The organism is Perlabentimonas gracilis, assembly GCF_011174675.1.
GTDB lineage: Bacteria > Bacteroidota > Bacteroidia > Bacteroidales > Tenuifilaceae > Perlabentimonas > Perlabentimonas gracilis.
Map to the genome: position 1 here is coordinate 1 of NZ_JAANIG010000053.1, position 17,421 is coordinate 17,421.

Here is a 17,421-nt window from a genome sequence, read left to right on the forward strand (position 1 = left end):
AGACGATATTTTGGAGCGAATCTATTTGATAGACTACTAGTTGCAGCTGTCGAAGATACTTGGTATGGAAAACTTAGGTACAATTACGGATAATCATATTATATTTTTCTTTATGCCTACAACCACCATAAACATTAGGTTTATTAAACTAAAATGTAAATTATTGAAAATAAATGCTGTATATCCATATATTGTATTACCTTTGCAGCCTAATTATTTAATTCAATTTAATGATAAACGGAACAGTAAAATTTTTTGATGAGACTAAAGGTTTTGGATTCATCAAAGACAACGATTCAACGAAAGAGTACTTTGTACACTCAACAGGTTTAATTGACAGGATCTCTGATAACGATGAGGTTTCTTTTGACCTAGAAGAGGGTAGACGAGGTGTTAACGCTGTAAATGTGAAGCTTGCTTAAGTAAATATATTAGCATTTTGTTGATTAAAGTCCTGCCAAACGGCAGGACTTTTTTTGTTTTTACTTCCAACTATGCCCTATTCTATTGGTTTTGTTAAGTCGAAGCGAATTTCTAAACGTCTTTCCCCATCACGATCGAGGCGGTAGGAGTACCACGATAAATCTTCAGCAATGGAAACAATCCACACATTGCCTGCCCCACCATCTATTACCTGACCTGTATACTCGTCTGCAGGAAAATACTGTACAAATGCAGTTCCCTCATCGTTGGCATAGCCTCCGTACATCGATCCTTCCTCTGGCGTGCCATCTTCGTGCAGATGCTGATGCTTAAAGCGTAATTTGCCATCCTCGGCTACAAACATCCAAGTTCGTGAGTGGTCATCATCAATGTGAAAGGGGATGTACACCTTGTCCTTCTCACATACAGTTACGTGCATAATCATTTTACGGTCGGCCCAGCTATCGCCATGGTGACTACGATACGCCTGCTCGCCTTTGAAAGACTTACCGCATAGCGAAGCCAAATTATTCACAAACTCTTGATGAGTGCTATTGATAAAAGGTGAATCTGCTTTGTCACTTTTGTCTTCGGTTTTCTGGCCTCCTGTGCCACAGGAAACTAGGGTAATAAGTAGTAAAGGAAGAATTCTTCTTAGCATAATTGTATGTTTTTAAATGTTAGCAATGTTAGCAAATGTAGGAAATCTTATACTAATTTTACCAATCAAAACAATGGGTAATGGATTTGCAGAGTACTATAGAAAGAATATACAGCGAGTTAAAACCATTTGCCTTGCAAGGCAAGGTGGCAAGCTACATTCCAGCACTGGCCAAGGTATCGCCAAACAAGTTGGCTATTTGCGTGCATACCAACGATGGGGATGTATATAGGGTTGGTGATGTATGTGAGCCCTTTTCAATACAAAGCATATCAAAAGTTTTCGGCTTTACTATGGCCTACAAAATGCTTGGGGGCGAAATATGGAAACGCTTAGGCAAGGAGCCTTCGGGAAACTCATTTAACTCACTGGTTCAGCTCGAGTATGAACAGGGTATCCCTCGTAACCCTTTTATAAATGCTGGTGCTATAGTTGTTTCCGATATCCTTTTATCGCTATACCCAAACCCTCAGCAAGAGCTGCTCGAGTTTGTAAGGCGTATTGCCGATGAACCCAGCATCAAATATAATTTAGAGGTGGCCAAGTCTGAGAAGGATACGGGTTACCGTAATGCCGCTCTAGCCTATTTCATGAAGAGTTTTGGAAACATTCAAAATCCAGTGGAAGATGTTCTTGATTTCTACTTTCTTCAATGCTCCCTTGAGATGAGTGCCCTATGCCTGTCCAAATCGTTCCAATACTTAGCTAACCATGGTGTGATTCCCTCAACCAATGAGCAAATACTAACGATGAGCCAAGCCAAGCGGATTAATGCCTTAATGATAACCTCAGGACTATATAATGAATCGGGCGATTTTGCCTACCGTGTCGGTTTACCTGCCAAAAGCGGTGTTGGGGGTGGTATTGTTGGCATCTTCCCCAAAAAATTAAGCCTATGTGTTTGGTCGCCGCCCCTTAACGAGTTCGGAAATTCACTAGCAGGTATTGAGGCGTTTGAGCGGTTTACAACCTATACTGGCGATTCGGTTTTTTAGTGGCTGGCTATACTTTAAAAAGATAAAAAAGCTGCAAAAGGTAAAAAAATGCAAATTTTTGGGCTATTGTTGATAAAAATCGAAAGAAATATTTTTAGGTTATAAAAAAATAGCTATAACTTGCATTACCTTTTAAAAAACCTAAAAATATTTACTTGTGGTTACAACAAGTTACTCTTGGCCCAATAAGGTCGTTTTAGTAGTGGAGGATGACCTTTCCAGCCTTATGCTTCTTAAAGCTATTCTATCAAAAACAGGCGTTAGAGTTCTAGTGGCTGAGGATGGTGAGAGTGCCATCGACGTGATTCAGTCCAAGCTAAAAGTTGATATGGTGCTTATGGATATTAAGCTCAAGGGGCTTAGTGGCCTTGAGGCAACAAAACAAATCAGAAAGCTACAGCCAAACCTACCCGTAATAGCTCAAACAGCCTGCGCAATATCCGGCGATATGGAACGATGTTTTGATGCTGGATGCAATGCATACCTAACCAAACCAATATCGCGTGATAAACTGCTGGAAACAATGGACTACTATTTCCGTCGTAAAATAGCATACGAACTCCTTGAGGTTATCAATAATAATTAGTTTTCCCTAAAACTATTTAACCTAGAAGTGGCATCATGATCGGTGTCACTTTTTTGTTATCATACAGCACACCAGCCTTCGTGGTTGTTTTGCTAAATTAATGTACTTTTGGGGTGTGCTTGGTAACTATATATGTAAGGTATGGATTTTGAACTTATATCCGATTTTAAGCCCACAGGCGATCAGCCACAAGCCATTGAGCAGCTGGTTGCCGGAATTCGTGAGGGCGATCGTTTCCAAACGCTTTTGGGTGTTACAGGGTCTGGAAAAACATTTACCGTGGCAAATGTACTGGCGCAGCTTAACCGGCCAGCCCTTATTCTAAGCCATAATAAAACGTTAGCAGCCCAGCTTTATGGCGAGTTCAAATCATTTTTCCCCAACAATGCGGTGGAGTACTTTGTGTCGTATTACGACTATTACCAGCCCGAGGCATACCTCCCAGTTACCGACACCTATATTGAGAAGGATCTTTCTATAAACGAGGAGATTGAGAAGCTGCGGTTAAGCACCACATCCTCATTACTCTCCGGGCGCAAGGATGTAATAGTTGTTTCATCTGTTTCATGCCTGTATGGTATTGGCAATCCGCAGGATTTCCATAGCAATACGGTTACCATCAAAAAGGGCGATGTTTTTAGTCGTAATGTGCTTCTCCGCCGTCTTGTCGATAGCCTTTACTCGCGCAGCGAGATTGAATTTAAGAACGGAACCTTTCGCGTTAAGGGCGATACTTTGGATATATTCGCCGCATACGGCGATTTTGCCTATCGCATTATTTTTTGGGGCGATGATATTGAGGCTATCGAGAAGTTCGATCCTGTGTCGGGTTCCCGTATCGAGGAGCTCGATGAGGCTATCATTTACCCTGCTAACATCTTTGTAACCACTCGTGAGCGAATCAATCAAGCCATTGCCAATATCCAAACCGATTTGGGAAAGCATATCGAATACTTCAAGAGCATAGGCAAGCACATAGAGGCTAAGCGTATACAGCAGCGTGTTGAGTACGATCTGGAGATGATTAAGGAGTTGGGCTACTGCTCGGGTATCGAGAACTACTCTCGATACTTCGATGGGCGTAAACCCGGTACGCGTCCATTCTGCCTGATCGATTACTTCCCTCGCGATTTTATTACTATTGTTGATGAGAGCCATGTTACATTACCGCAGGTACGGGCTATGTATGGTGGCGACAACTCTCGTAAACAAAATTTGGTGGAGTATGGTTTCCGTTTGCCAGCAGCTATCGATAATCGTCCGCTTAAGTTCGATGAGTTTGAAAACCTTGTGGGGCAAACCATATACGTAAGTGCTACTCCGGCCGATTACGAATTGCAGAAATGCGAGGGTGTTGTGGTCGATCAGGTTATTAGGCCAACAGGTCTGCTCGACCCAGTTATTGAGGTGCGACCAAGCCTTAATCAGGTCGATGATTTGGTGGGAGAAATAAACGCACGAGCCGAAATTCACGAGCGTGTACTTGTTACAACTCTAACCAAGCGAATGGCCGAGGAGCTGGTGAAATATCTTGTTAAGCTCGATATCCGCTGTCGTTACATTCACTCCGATGTGGATACCTTGGAGCGTATAGAGATTATGGAGGATTTGCGCAACGGCAAATTCGATGTGCTGGTGGGCGTAAACCTGCTGCGCGAGGGGCTCGATTTGCCCGAGGTGTCGCTGGTGGCCATCATCGATGCCGATAAGGAGGGTTTCCTCCGTTCGGCTCGTTCGCTTACCCAAACCGCTGGGCGTGCTGCCCGTAACCTCAATGGCCGTGTAATTATGTATGCCGATAAGATTACCAACTCCATGCAGATTACTATTGACGAGACCAATCGTAGGCGCGAGAAGCAGCTACAGTACAACGAGGAGCATGGAATTACTCCGAAGCAGATTGTTAAGGCGCAGAAATCAATATTGGGTGCAAGCGTTGGACGAAAAGCCGAGCCCAAACCATACTACGTTGAGCCCGACAAGGCAGACATTGCAGCCGATCCTGTTGTTAAGCTTATGAATGTTGATGCTTTGGAGAAGGCCATTGCCAAGGCCAAAAAATCGATGGAGGCTGCAGCCAAACAGCTCAATTTTATTGAGGCTGCACAGTATCGCGACGAGATGCTATCGCTCCAAAAGATGCTCGATTCGAAAAGGAGTCAGTCGTAACCCATTTTTCTTTTCACATCAAAATAAATTAACTTAGTGGCTTCAAAAACTAATGCTATGGCTATACTCATAAAAAATATCAAGAAATTAATTCAAACCGAGGATTCACCTCGCCAGTGGGTGGCTGGTGCCGATATGGCAAAACTCCCTACAGTTGATAATGCCTACCTGCTGATAAACGATGGCGTAATTCAAGATTTTGGTCCAATGGAGAGTGTTCCGGCTGTGGGCAGCAATTTTAAGGTTATCGATGCCGAAGGGCGAATGGTTTTCCCCTCCTACTGCGATTCGCACACGCACCTTGTGTACGCTGGCAGCCGAGAAGTTGAGTACGTTGATAAGATTCGCGGACTATCGTACGAGGAGATTGCCAAGCGGGGTGGTGGAATCCTAAACTCGGCTAAGCTGCTGCATAATACCTCCGAGGACGAACTGTACAATCAGTCGCTACAGCGTATAAATGAGATTATTGCGCTAGGAACGGGAGCCGTAGAGATTAAAAGTGGCTACGGACTTACCGTTGAGGATGAGATTAAAATGCTCCGTGTGATTAAACGCCTACGCGATACCACACCTATTACTATTAAGTCAACCTTTTTGGGCGCGCATGCTGTTCCCGCTGAGTACAAGGGCCGTCAGGGCGAGTACGTCGATCTGATTATCAATGAGATGATACCATTGGTAGCCGCCGAGGAACTGGCCGACTACATAGATGTCTTTTGCGATAAGGGATTTTTTACCGTTGAGGAAACCGAGCGTATTCTCATGGCTGGTATGAAGTACGGAATGAAAGGTAAGATACATGCCAACGAGCTCGACTTTTCGGGCGGTATTCAAACCGGAATAAAATATGGTGCTCTCTCAGTCGATCACCTTGAGTTTACTGGCGACGATGAGATTAAGGCCCTGCTCAATTCCGACACCATGCCAACCCTGCTGCCAGGGGCCGCATTTTTCTTGGGGATGGAGTATCCACCTGCCCGTAAGATGATTGATTCTGGCCTACCGCTGGCCATGGCTTCAGATTTTAACCCTGGCTCATCGCCCAGCGGCGATATGAAGTTCGTTATGTCATTAGGGTGTATTATCATGCGCCTTGTGCCCGAGGAGGCCATTAATGCCGTTACAATAAACTCTGCCTACGCCATGGGAATTAGCGATACGCACGGAAGTATTGCCAAGGGCAAGGTTGCCAACGTGTTTATTACAAAGCCCATATCAACATTCGAATATATGCCCTATGCATACACCACCAAGCTGGTTGATCGCGTGATTCTGAATGGTGAGGAGATTGATATGTAGAAGGGACTTAGTTATTGGGTTACAATAATCATCTAAATCAAAAATTATGACAACGATGAACAAAAAGGTTTTACTGCTGGCGTTGGTGATACCCTTTCTTATTTTCACTGGATGCGGACAGTTCAACTTCCCCACCGATTTAACTTTTCCGCAGCAGCAGGAGAGAGGATTATCCACAGCCGAGGTTGTGCAGGGCCTCAAGGAGGCGCTAACCGTTGGTGCTCAAAATTCGGCATTCAAGGCCTCTGCTACCAATGGGTTCTATCAGAATAATCTTATTCGTATACCTTTCCCCGAGGAGGCCATAAAGGTTAAGAATACGCTTGAGAAAGCTGGATTGAATAAACCAATCGACGATTTTGTGGTATCGATTAACCGTGCAGCTGAGGATGCCAGCAAAAGGGCTTACCCAATATTTAGGAACGCTATTACCACCATGACCATAACCGATGCCATGGGAATTTTAAAGGGCGGCGATAATGCGGCAACCGATTACCTGCGGGGAAGAACCTATTCGCAGCTAAAGACAGAGTTTAGCCCAATTGTTAAGCAATCCATCGACAGGGTGAATGTAACCAGTTACTGGAATCCCATTGCAACGAACTATAATCTATTAACGCTACTAACAGGTGGCGAACAGGTAAACCCAAACCTTGAGGAGTATATCACCGAGCAGGCAATTGATGGTTTGTTCAAACTTGTGGCTCAAGAAGAGGCTTTAATCCGTAAGGATCCTGCTGCACGAGTTACCGACATACTGAAGAAGGTATTTGCACAGCAGTAGGAGGGAGGGTAAGGTTTAAAGTTTAAGGCTTGCCTGCCTATGGCAGGTTTAAAGTTTAAGGTTTAAGGTTCAAGGTTTAAGGTTCAAGGTTTAAGGTTTAAAGTTTAAGGCTTGCCTGCCTATGGCAGGTTCAAGGTTCGCCCAAACTATAAACCCTAAACCCTAAACGCAAAACGCAGAATCTCGTTATCTCAGCAAAAAGACGCTTCGATTCCGAGACACGGCGCAAAACGCTAAACCCTAAACCATCAATCAACCAATCATTAATTCCACTTAACATAAATAACCCGTTTTAATCATCATGAAAACCAAACAGCTTATCGAATGTGTTCCAAATTTTAGCGAGGGACGCGACCTAAACATTATCAAGCAAATTACCAACGAGATAGAATCCGTTGAGGGAGTTCGTCTAATTGATGTTGATCCCGGTGCAGCAACAAACCGTACCGTGGTTACCATGGTGGGTACACCCGACGAGGTATGCGAAGCAGCCTTTAGAGCTGTGAAAAAAGCTGCCGAGCTTATCGACATGAGCAAGCATAAGGGAGCTCACCCACGCTTTGGCGCAACCGATGTGTGCCCGTTGGTGCCCGTTTCCAACATCACCATGGACGAAACGGTTGAGTACGCCCATAAGCTAGCCAAGCGCATTGGCGAGGAGCTGGGCATTGGAGTATTTTGCTACGAGTTTGCTGCCCGCGAGGAGAAGCGTCGTAACCTGGCCAATTGCAGGGCAGGAGAGTACGAAGCGCTACCCAAAAGGCTACAGGATCCTCAGTGGAAACCCGACTTTGGCCCTGCCCAGTTCAATCCCAAAAGCGGGGTAACTGCAGTGGGTGCCCGTAATTTCTTGGTGGCATACAACATCAACCTAAATACTACCTCTACCCGCAGGGCTAATGCCGTTGCATTTGATATCCGCGAAAAGGGACGCCCACAGCGCGTAGGTAACCCAATCACCGGCAAGAAAGCCCTCGACGAGCAGGGTAACGAGATTTGGATACCCGGAGCACTAAAGGCCTGCAAGGCCATTGGCTGGTTTATCGATGAGTATGGTATTGCGCAGATATCCATAAACCTAACTGATATCTCCATAACCCCAATGCACATTGCCTTTGAGGAGGCCAGCAAAAAAGCGCAGGAGCGTGGAATTAGGGTAACTGGTTCGGAGCTGGTGGGTGTTGTTCCACTTAAAGCTATGCTCGATGCAGGTAAATATTTTCTTCATAAGCAGAATCGTTCAACCGGTATTTCCGATGCGGAAATAATTAAGATTGCTGTAAAATCGATGGGGCTTGATGAACTTTACCCATTTGAGCCCAAGAAAAAAATCATTGAGTACATTCTTGAGGATGATACCCAGAAGAAGCTGGTTGATATGACCGTAAAGGGTTTCACGGAGGAAACTGCCTCTGAGTCGCCTGCACCAGGTGGAGGATCCGTTTCGGCAGCAATGGGCGCTATGGGCGTAGCGCTGAGTACTATGGTGGCCAACCTATCGGCCCACAAGGCCGGCTGGGACGACCGCTGGGAGGAATTCTCGCAGTGGGCCGATAAGGGTAAGGGCTATATGGATCAGCTTGTAAAGCTGGTTGACGAGGATACCAACGCCTTTAATAAGATAATGGATGCCTTTGGCCTGCCCAAGGGTACAGATGCGGAGAAGGCCGCCCGCAAGCAGGCTATTCAGGATGCTACCCTATACGCCATTGAGATACCTTATAAGGTAATGGAGATATCGTTCCAATCGATGGAGGTGATGAAGGCTATGGCCGAGATAGGCAATCCCAATTCTGTATCCGATGCTGGTGTTGGTGCTTTGGCCGCCCGTTCAGCTGTAATGGGTGCATATCTTAATGTAAAAATTAATGCCGAGGGTTTAGATGATAAAGAAAAAGTTAAAGAGTTTCTAACCAAAGGTGAACAGATGGTAAAGCATGCACAGGATATGGAGAACACCATCCTTGAAATTGTTAATAAAAAAATTGCCAAAGCATAATTTTCTTTTTTTGTTTTCTAAAAGTCAAGTGCTAAGTATTGTAGTGTATTTATAAATTTTGAAAATTTAACAATACAGTGTTAAAACGTTTGCAGTTGTTAAAAGATTTTCACTCGAAAGATTTGAGTTTATAAATATTTATGATATTTTAGCCGTGTTAAAATTATTAGCTCTATTTGTAAACCTAAATTTTGTTCTATGAAAAGACTATGTGTATTCCTTGTATCTGTTGTGTTTGTGGGGATAAATCTCCTACAAGCGCAAACAGTGCAAATTACCGGTACCGTTACGAGTGCCGAGGATGGGATGCCCGTTCCCGGAGCATCCGTGTTTGTTAAGGGAACATCAATCGGAGTTGCCTCCGATATGGATGGTAAGTACGACATTAGCGTTCCCACATCTGCAACAACCCTTGTGTTTAGCTTCATTGGTATGCAGACACAAGAAGTTGTTATTGGTGGAAGAACAGTTATTAATGTTGTTCTAGCCTCCGATGCTACACAATTGGAAGAGGTAATTGTAGTTGCCTATGGTACTGTTAAGCGCGAAGGTAGAACAGGTTCTATCTCGTCTGTTAACAATGAGGCCATTGCTGAGCTACCTGCTTCTTCTGTAGATAAGATGCTAACAGGTAAAATGGCCGGTGTGCAGATCACTGCCTCTTCTGGTCAGCCAGGTGCCGATTCTCAAATCCGTATCCGTGGTACATCTTCTATTAATGCTGGTAGCGAGCCCCTATGGGTTGTTGACGGTATTCCAATTATGCGTGGAAACCAGTCGTACTTCACCAACACTGGTAACGCCCTAGCATCACTTAACCCCAACGACATTGAGTCGATAACTGTACTTAAAGATGCTGCTGCAGCTTCTGTTTACGGTTCGCGAGCTGCTAACGGGGTTATCCTTGTAACCACTAAGAGTGGTAGCACTGGTAAAGCCAAATTTAATGCACGTACTAAGTTTGGTGTTTCTCAACTAGCTAATGATAACAATTTTGGCATCATGAGCGGTGAGCAATTACTAGGTTTCCAAAGAGATGCTATCGTTAACGCAGGAAGAAATCCTGACGATCCTTTTGGTGGATACTACCGTCCTATGTCATTACTTGCTCAAGACCAAACCAACTGGATGGATCACTTCACCCGCTTGGGACAAATGTCTGAGTACGAGATTAACGCCGCTGGAGGTACCGATAGAAGTAAGTTCTACACCTCTCTTGCTTATCACAAGAACGAAGGTGTTTTCTATGGTGTTGATTTCAACAAATTTACTGCCCGTGTTAATGCCGACTACAAACTTACTGACAAGTTTGAGGTTGGTGCTCGTATGAACATTGGTTATACCGAGTCCAATGACGTTGCGATGCAGTCTCTTTACTACGTTAACCCTGCATTTGCTGGTATGACAATTCTTCCTTGGACACGTGCTTACAATGAGGATGGTACTCATAATATTCAAATTCCTGAGAACTCAAACACAAACCCAAGGTTTGCAGCTGAGTACGACGATCAGTTTGAAAAGCAGTACCGCTTCCAGGGCACTTACTTCCTATCATGGAAACCTATAGATGGCCTTGAGATTAAGAGTAATAACTCTGGCGAAGGAACATTTGGTGAAGGCCGCAGGTACTGGGCTCCCGATTATGGCGGAGCCACCGGTACTCTTCAGACATCAAATCTTAGGTATATTCAGCTAACCACATCGAATACTGCTACCTACAGCAAGATTTTTGATGAGGTACACTCGGTAAGAGTTCTTGCTGGACAGGAAGCAATGCGCAGAACATACAATTCATACTACATCTATTCTCCTGATGTTGATGTACTGATTCCCCACCCATCTACCGCTCCTGCTGATAAGGATTATGGACGGTACAGCTACAATGCCCGTACGCTTATGTCGTTCTTTGGTATCTTAGACTATAACTACAATACCAAGTACTATTTACAAGCATCAATGCGTTACGATGGTAGTTCATTGTTCGGATCGGCTAATCAGTGGGGTCTGTTCTGGTCCGTTGGTGGATCATGGAACATCCATAACGAGGACTTTATGCAGGATGTTACCTTTATGAACCTTCTTAAGCTACGTGCCAGCTATGGTATTAATGGTAACGATAACATTAATGCATACCAAGCCTATGGTGTTTACACATCTGTTGCATACAACGGCGTTGTGGGTATGCGTCCCAGCACTCCATCAAACGATAACCTATCATGGGAAAAGAACTCTACCTATAACGTAGGTCTTGACCTTGGTTTCTTCGATGGTAAAGTGAATGCTAGTATCGACGCTTATAACCGAGTAACCGAGGATATGCTTCTAAGCAAGCAGGTACCTCAAACCTCTGGTTTCTCATCTAACTTTATGAATATTGGTTCGCTTCTTAACCAAGGTATTGAGTTTCAAGTTGATGGTGAAATTATTAGAACTAACGACCTTGTTTGGACAGCTGGTTTTAATATTGCCTATAACCGTACAGAACTTCTTGATCTTGGTGATACTGAAGAGATGGCATTTGCTGATGACTCTCGCCTTAGGCACACAGTTGGTAAGAGTATGTACACTTTCTACCTAAAGGATTACTATGGTGTAAACCCATCTACAGGTCAGGCTCTTTGGAGAACTGAGGATGGTGAATTAACAAGCGATTACAACAAAGGTGCTTGGATTTACGCTGGTAGTCCCGAGCCTAAATTTATGGGTGGTGTTAATACCTCTGTAAGTTGGAAAGGACTTAATCTTAGCGCTTTTGTAGAGTTTAAGCAGGGTAACCATGTGCTCATAGTTGAGAACCGTTACATACAGGCCGATGGTAACCAAATGTCGATGAACCAAACCACAGGTGCACTAAACTATTGGAAGCAGCCCGGTGATACAGGTGTTAATCCTAAGCCAATTGCTGGCCAGTCAAGCAACTCATACACTTTTGCTAGCACGCGTTGGTTAGAGGATGGTAGCTATGCTCGTATCAAGGATATCACCCTATCGTACACCTTGCCACAGAACATTACCAACCAAATGAAGTTGGGTGGACTTAAAGTTTTTGTTAGCGCCACTAACGCTTTCACTTTCCATGATGTGAACTTCTGGGATCCTGAGCGTGGTGTTACAGGTATGGGAACTGGTATATACCCTATGACTAAGTCATTCATTGGTGGTATCGAACTGTCATTTTAACGCTTAAAAACATTACAGTTATGAAAAAAATATTTGCAATACTAACAATTGTCCTAACCATAGGGTTTGTTGGGTGCGAGGACTTCCTGGTGGAGGCACCCCTACTAACGCAAAGTAGCGAACTTACTATGTCAACCTATGGAGGCCTAGATAATGCCATTGCTGGAGCCTATGCACCTCTAGTTCATACAACTTGGTATGGTTCTTTCTTTGTACTTGATGCAGAAATGCGTTCAGGCAATGCCATTATTCCTACCAATACCGATTTCACTTCAGGTCGTATGAGACTTCCTCATGATCTGTCGTACAGTTCAACTTCAACCTCTGGCCTTTGGGGATGGGCATACTATACCATCTCTATGGTTAACAATGTAATTGAGAACCTTGAGGGTAAAGATGTTGGCGGTGTAACTGAGCAGGACTTGAATAATTTGAAAGCAGAAGCTTTATTCATAAGGGCTCTTTCTCATTTCGATGCATTGCGTTTATACGCTTTACCTTATTCAAAGAACCCCAATGGCCCTGGTGTACCCATTATTCTGTACACCGACAAAACGGCTTCTGAGCAACCCGCTAGAAATACAGTTGCTGAGGTTTTTGAACAAATCATTGAGGATCTTTTAGAAGCTGAGGAAATTATTGCCCCATCTTATGTGCGTAGTGGTGTTGCTGATGCTAAAGCAGTAGCAACTCTTCCTGCTATTCAAGCTTTACTTAGCCGTGTATACCTATACAGCCAGAATTGGCAAGCTGCTGCTGACTATGCAACTAAGGTAATCGAAAACTCTAAGTTTAACCTATGGGATGCTGAAGAGTATGTTGACAAATCAACTTGGGGAGCACCAGTTGCCGCATCCAGTGGTGAGGTGATTTTTGAGGTTTATGGTAAACAAGCTAACTTCTACGATGCGTGGTGGGAAGGCCCATCGCATATGACTAACCCAAAAGGTTACGCCGACTGTGCTGCTCATCCCGATCTTGTTAGCCTTTACGAGGCAGATGATGTAAGGGGTGAACTATTTAGAACTGACGAAGAGGAGGTTTCTGGTTCTATGTGGACAACTAAGTACATTGGTAAAGGTGACGGCGATGCCGTAAGTACTCCCGATGCCAATAACGTAATTGTACTTCGTCTTTCCGAGATGTACCTTAACAGAGCTGAGGCCATTATTAACGGTGCATCAATTGCTGGAGCAACAGCTCTTGGTGACCTAAATAAGATTAGAGAAAATCGTGGTGCTCCTGCTTTGGCTTCTGCCGGATCGGATGTTGTTTTTGCTGAAAGACGCAAGGAGTTAGCTTTTGAAGGACACCTTTGGTTCGACTATGCACGTACAAACCGTGCAATGACTCGCACAAAGAGTGATGGCTCTGTGGTAAGTCTTGCTTCAGACGACGGTAGGTGGGCACTTCCAATTCCTCAGCGCGAGTTGGACGTTAACGACAACCTAATACAAAACGAAGGTTATTAATTAATAAAGAGATTAAGCTATGAGAAAGATATTAAGTTTATTGACAATATCGCTTCTGGTTTTCTTCACGGCGTGTGATATGAATACTACACCAGAATTCGATGATAGCGATGCGTTTGTAGCTTTCGATAACGCTGCAATGTCCATCGCAGAGGATGGCGGAGTTATTAAGATTCCTGTTACTGTAGCTTCTGTTAAAGGAATTTCTACTACCGCTAATTTTGAAATAGTAGATGGTACTGCTAAGCTTGGTGAAAACTTCACCCTAGCTTCAGAGTCTAAAACTCTTACATTCGACGCAACAAATCGCACTCAATTTATTGAGATAAACATCATTAATGTTGATGGTTTTACTGGTGATTTACGTTTTCGTGTTGTTTTAACAGAAGATAGCAAAGTAAAGCCTGGTGTTGAAAGTGCTTGCCAAGTTACTATCGTAGACCTCGATCACCCATTAGCATCAATTCTTGGTACTTGGAATGCTACTTGTGAAAGTGCTTTTAATGGTGAAGAGTCATGGGAAATGGAGTTTGAAAAGGATGAGGATGATATCACCGTTGTTTGGATCTATCCTTTCGTTAAAGGTGGAACAAGTGAAGCAATTTATGGTGTTGTTCAGTACGATGAGGAGGACGAAGACCTAATGACTGAAATTAGAATCCCAAGAGGTCAAGTAATTGCAACTTCATCAAGTTATGGTCTAATTCAATTGTTGACATGGGACGATGGTCTCGTTACATCTGGTAATATTGTGATTGAAATCGATCTAGAGAACGAGGTTTTGACCATTAAGGATCCTTTCGGTTCATACGTTTGGCAAAATGCTGATGGAACTGGTGGCTTAGGATGGTATAACCGTTTCCTAGCCGGTGGTGTACTAACCAGGTAAGCAAGCATAATATTTAATTAACTGAAAAATGAACATTATGAAAATAAATAGATTAAGAACATTCGTTGTGGGCTTGGCTATTGCAGCCGTAGCATTCACCCAGTACGGATGTGAGCAGGAGTGGCAAAAAAAGCACGACCCTGCAGTGCTTAAGGCACCAGCTACTGTTCAGCTAGCAGTATCTGATATCGAGGACTCAACCGCAGTTGTTTCTTACACCCAGTCTGTACTTGGTCAGCTTTACGTTGTGCTTGTACCCGGTGACGACGAGGTAGCTGTTCCAGCACAAAATTCTGTGCTACGCTTAAACGCTGCTGGTGCAGTATACACCAAGCAGATCTTTGTTAACGAGGATGCCGATAAGACCGGTAGCCTAACCATTGGCGGGCTAAACCAAAATACCAGCTACAAGGTGTTTGCGTTGCCAGTTAATACTGATGGTGTTCTGGGTGAGGTTACCACCACCGAGGCTTTCACAACCAGCGATGTGTACGATCCCGAGTTTGTATCGTCGTCGCCTGCAGCTGCTAACACAGCCAACAAGGCTCCCGATTTTGACGTAACCGTAACCTTCGACGAGCCTGTGGTTATCAACGATGAGGAGGGTATTTTCTTTACCTACTACAACCCAATTGATGGTACATTTGCCAAAGAGGCTGCTGATGTGAAGATTGAAGCGGGTAAATTGGTTGCCAAGCAAACCCATGAGCCTATATTTGGTCAGTACGTATTCCTAACCATCGAGGAGGAGGCTATTAAGGATAGAGCCGGTAACTTCTTCGAAGGTATTGAGAGCGGAATTGATGCTGGCAAGCTAGTTGGTCTGTACTGGCGTGTGGAGTATATGCCTTACGCAGTTCAGGACACTCTTCCCGCTGAGGGGGAGCCTGTTCAGGATCTTGACTTTAAGGTTGAGCTGACCTATGAGCTGCCCATGGATTTCTACAGGGGAGCTGCTAGCGCAGTTGTTTATGACAACAACGATATAATTTTTGATTATGCCACAGCAACTACTACCATTAGCGTAAAGGTTCCACAAGCTAATGTTAGCTTTGCTGATGAGGTGGTAACCATTACCCCCCCACGCACCCCAGTTTACGGCGAGACCGTAACCGTTAGGATTGCCGAAGGCGCATATCGTACTGTTTACGGTAGCCCCAATGCTGAGGTTGAGCTTAGCTGGTTAATCTCCTATGGGTATAAGCGCGATCTTGTATTGGGTGATTACACCATCACTGCGGCATTCGAATTTGATGGTGCAGGTTGGGTAGCTTCTGATTTTGCAACTACTGCAGAAATTATTGCACATCCAACTGATGCCAATAAAGTTCTAATTTCCGGATTCCTAGGCGCAACAAATGACATCGTAGCTATTTTCAATGGTGATTTTGCTACTTTTACTATACCTGAAGATGAAAATTATCCAGGTTGGGGTCAAATGTTGGAATTTTCTGAAGATAATCCGCTATATGGAAAAGAATTGGAGTTATGGAATAGGGTAACTGATACCGGTGTGTTCACAGGCAGTATTGATGGAGAGGGTAAAATAACTCTTGGAGCTGCGCTAAGTTTCTATGATTATACTGCAGGTGCTTGGTGGAAAACTCTTAATGTTACTACTTGGGTGAAAGCAAGTTCTGGAAAATTTAACACCTCTGATTCATCACTAGAATTGGAAAATCATATTATCGTTGATAAAAAGAGAGCAAGACGTTAGGATTATCAACAGATCACTTTAAGAGGATTCGATAATTCTCGAATGTAAATTATTAGAGAGGGAGGCAATTTGCCTCCCTCTTTTGTATAATATAGTTAAGGCTATTACTTCTCCTTTTATTTTGTGCAAATTTTTTAAATAAAAAGTTTGTATATTGCATAATTATTGTAGCTAATCCAGAATGTTTCGTAAACAGGGAAATACAAAATACATCCATTAATTAATTTAAAATTTTACTAGTTATGAAAAGGTTTTTATTTGCAACTATTCTGGCTGCCAGCGCCCTATTTGTTAGCGCACAGCATTGCACTACCCTATGGCCTTATGTGTACCCCGAGTTTATGGACGGTACGCTTTACCTTGCCGGCCAGGAGAAGCTAAATGCCAAGTTTAACATCCATGTACAGGAGAGTCGCCTCCATTACCTAGACAAAGGCATTATTAAAGAAGCACTTAATAAAGATATTGTAATGGTTACCATTGGTAACGATATATATATGGTTGTTGATGGTAGCGTTATGAAGGTTGTGGGTAGCGAGGAGCGAGGCTTTGTGGCTACCCTTATACTTGGCGACTTCGACAGTTTATTTAATTCTTCAGGAGCCTATGGAGCATCATCTAGCTCTTCCGCAGTTATGAAACTTTCATCAATTGATATTGGTGGTAAGCAAATTGTAAACCATATGATGCTAAGAGAGGGTAGAGATGAGGGTATCCCACTCCCCTTAAAGTATAAGTATTTTATTGTTACTAAAGGCGAGGTTTACCCTGCTACGCGGAGAGGAATTTCCAAGGAGCTTGATAAGGAGGAGTCGAAGGAGTTTAGAAAGTTTGTGAGGAGTAACAACATTAACTGGTCCGATCCTCAAAGTATGCTTGCTATTTTAGACTTTTTCAATAAGTAAAAATAAGCAAACTGCATAAATCAAAAGGGGTGGCGCGTATTGCCACCCCTTTTTTGTTGGTGTTAACAAGGAAAGTTATTGTTTTTGCACTATATATATGTCCATTACACCGTACTTCAAAAATTTGCAGGTCAGTAATGTTACGCATTATATGTGTTTCTGCCTAACAATTAGTTGTGCAATAAGCATAATATTATGTAATATTATTTGTAAAATACCGAAAAGATATCACTACTGACCGACTAATAAATTTAGATTTCTCGCTTCGCTCGAAATGACAGTACTTTCAAGAGGTCTAAGGGGGTGAGGGGGTGAAGGCGGCGTAGCCGCCTTCACCCC

The 17,421-nt window shown here is 43.6% G+C and carries 13 protein-coding genes; 12 read left to right on the forward strand and 1 reads right to left on the reverse strand.

The annotated features are described in order from the left end of the window. Window positions 1-230: 230 nt before the first annotated feature. Window positions 231-422 (forward strand): cold-shock protein, encoded by a 192-nt coding sequence (locus G8O23_RS15770; RefSeq protein WP_166366606.1) that lies wholly within the window; start codon window positions 231-233, stop codon window positions 420-422. Between the two features lie 77 nt (window positions 423-499). On the opposite strand, the gene G8O23_RS15775 is transcribed toward G8O23_RS15770, so the two are convergent. Next, the gene (locus tag G8O23_RS15775; RefSeq protein ID WP_166366608.1) at window positions 500-1,084 is read right to left on the reverse strand and encodes a hypothetical protein; all 585 of its coding nucleotides are present in this window, start codon (window positions 1,082-1,084) and stop codon (window positions 500-502) included. An 80-nt stretch (window positions 1,085-1,164) separates the two neighbouring features. On the opposite strand from G8O23_RS15775, the gene G8O23_RS15780 reads away from it, so the two are divergent. The 11 genes from G8O23_RS15780 to G8O23_RS15830 all read left to right on the forward strand — a co-directional run bounded on the left by G8O23_RS15780 (window position 1,165) and on the right by G8O23_RS15830 (window position 17,082). Then, window positions 1,165-2,079 carry a glutaminase gene (locus tag G8O23_RS15780; protein ID WP_166366610.1) on the forward strand — a complete coding sequence of 305 codons (915 nt, stop codon included), beginning with the start codon at window positions 1,165-1,167 and terminating at the stop codon, window positions 2,077-2,079. Window positions 2,080-2,236: 157 nt separating this feature from the next. Beyond that, a complete protein-coding gene (locus tag G8O23_RS15785) occupies window positions 2,237-2,665 on the forward strand; it encodes a response regulator (RefSeq protein ID WP_166366612.1) in 429 nt (142 codons plus the stop codon). Between the two features lie 141 nt (window positions 2,666-2,806). Beyond that, a complete protein-coding gene (gene uvrB / locus G8O23_RS15790) occupies window positions 2,807-4,834 on the forward strand; it encodes an excinuclease ABC subunit UvrB (protein WP_166366614.1) in 2,028 nt (675 codons plus the stop codon). A gap of 57 nt (window positions 4,835-4,891) precedes the next feature. Then, on the forward strand, window positions 4,892-6,136 hold the full coding sequence (gene hutI, locus G8O23_RS15795; protein WP_166366616.1) for an imidazolonepropionase: 1,245 nt from the start codon (window positions 4,892-4,894) through the stop codon (window positions 6,134-6,136). A 55-nt stretch (window positions 6,137-6,191) separates the two neighbouring features. Further along, entirely contained in the window at window positions 6,192-6,920 is a 729-nt protein-coding gene (locus G8O23_RS15800) for a DUF4197 domain-containing protein (protein ID WP_166366618.1), read from the forward strand. A 298-nt stretch (window positions 6,921-7,218) separates the two neighbouring features. After that, complete coding sequence (ftcD, locus tag G8O23_RS15805; protein ID WP_317169013.1) at window positions 7,219-8,919, forward strand: glutamate formimidoyltransferase; 1,701 nt, start codon at window positions 7,219-7,221, stop codon at window positions 8,917-8,919. Window positions 8,920-9,117: 198 nt separating this feature from the next. After that, window positions 9,118-12,099: a SusC/RagA family TonB-linked outer membrane protein gene (locus G8O23_RS15810; protein WP_166366622.1), complete on the forward strand. Its 2,982-nt coding sequence runs from the start codon at window positions 9,118-9,120 to the stop codon at window positions 12,097-12,099. A 20-nt stretch (window positions 12,100-12,119) separates the two neighbouring features. Beyond that, on the forward strand, window positions 12,120-13,571 hold the full coding sequence (locus G8O23_RS15815) for a RagB/SusD family nutrient uptake outer membrane protein (RefSeq protein WP_166366624.1): 1,452 nt from the start codon (window positions 12,120-12,122) through the stop codon (window positions 13,569-13,571). A gap of 19 nt (window positions 13,572-13,590) precedes the next feature. After that, the gene (locus tag G8O23_RS15820) at window positions 13,591-14,460 is read left to right on the forward strand and encodes a Calx-beta domain-containing protein (protein WP_166366626.1); all 870 of its coding nucleotides are present in this window, start codon (window positions 13,591-13,593) and stop codon (window positions 14,458-14,460) included. Window positions 14,461-14,497: 37 nt separating this feature from the next. Continuing rightward, window positions 14,498-16,177 carry a hypothetical protein gene (locus G8O23_RS15825; protein WP_166366628.1) on the forward strand — a complete coding sequence of 560 codons (1,680 nt, stop codon included), beginning with the start codon at window positions 14,498-14,500 and terminating at the stop codon, window positions 16,175-16,177. A gap of 242 nt (window positions 16,178-16,419) precedes the next feature. Next, on the forward strand, window positions 16,420-17,082 hold the full coding sequence (locus tag G8O23_RS15830) for a hypothetical protein (RefSeq protein ID WP_166366630.1): 663 nt from the start codon (window positions 16,420-16,422) through the stop codon (window positions 17,080-17,082). The last annotated feature ends 339 nt before the right edge of the window (window positions 17,083-17,421 follow it).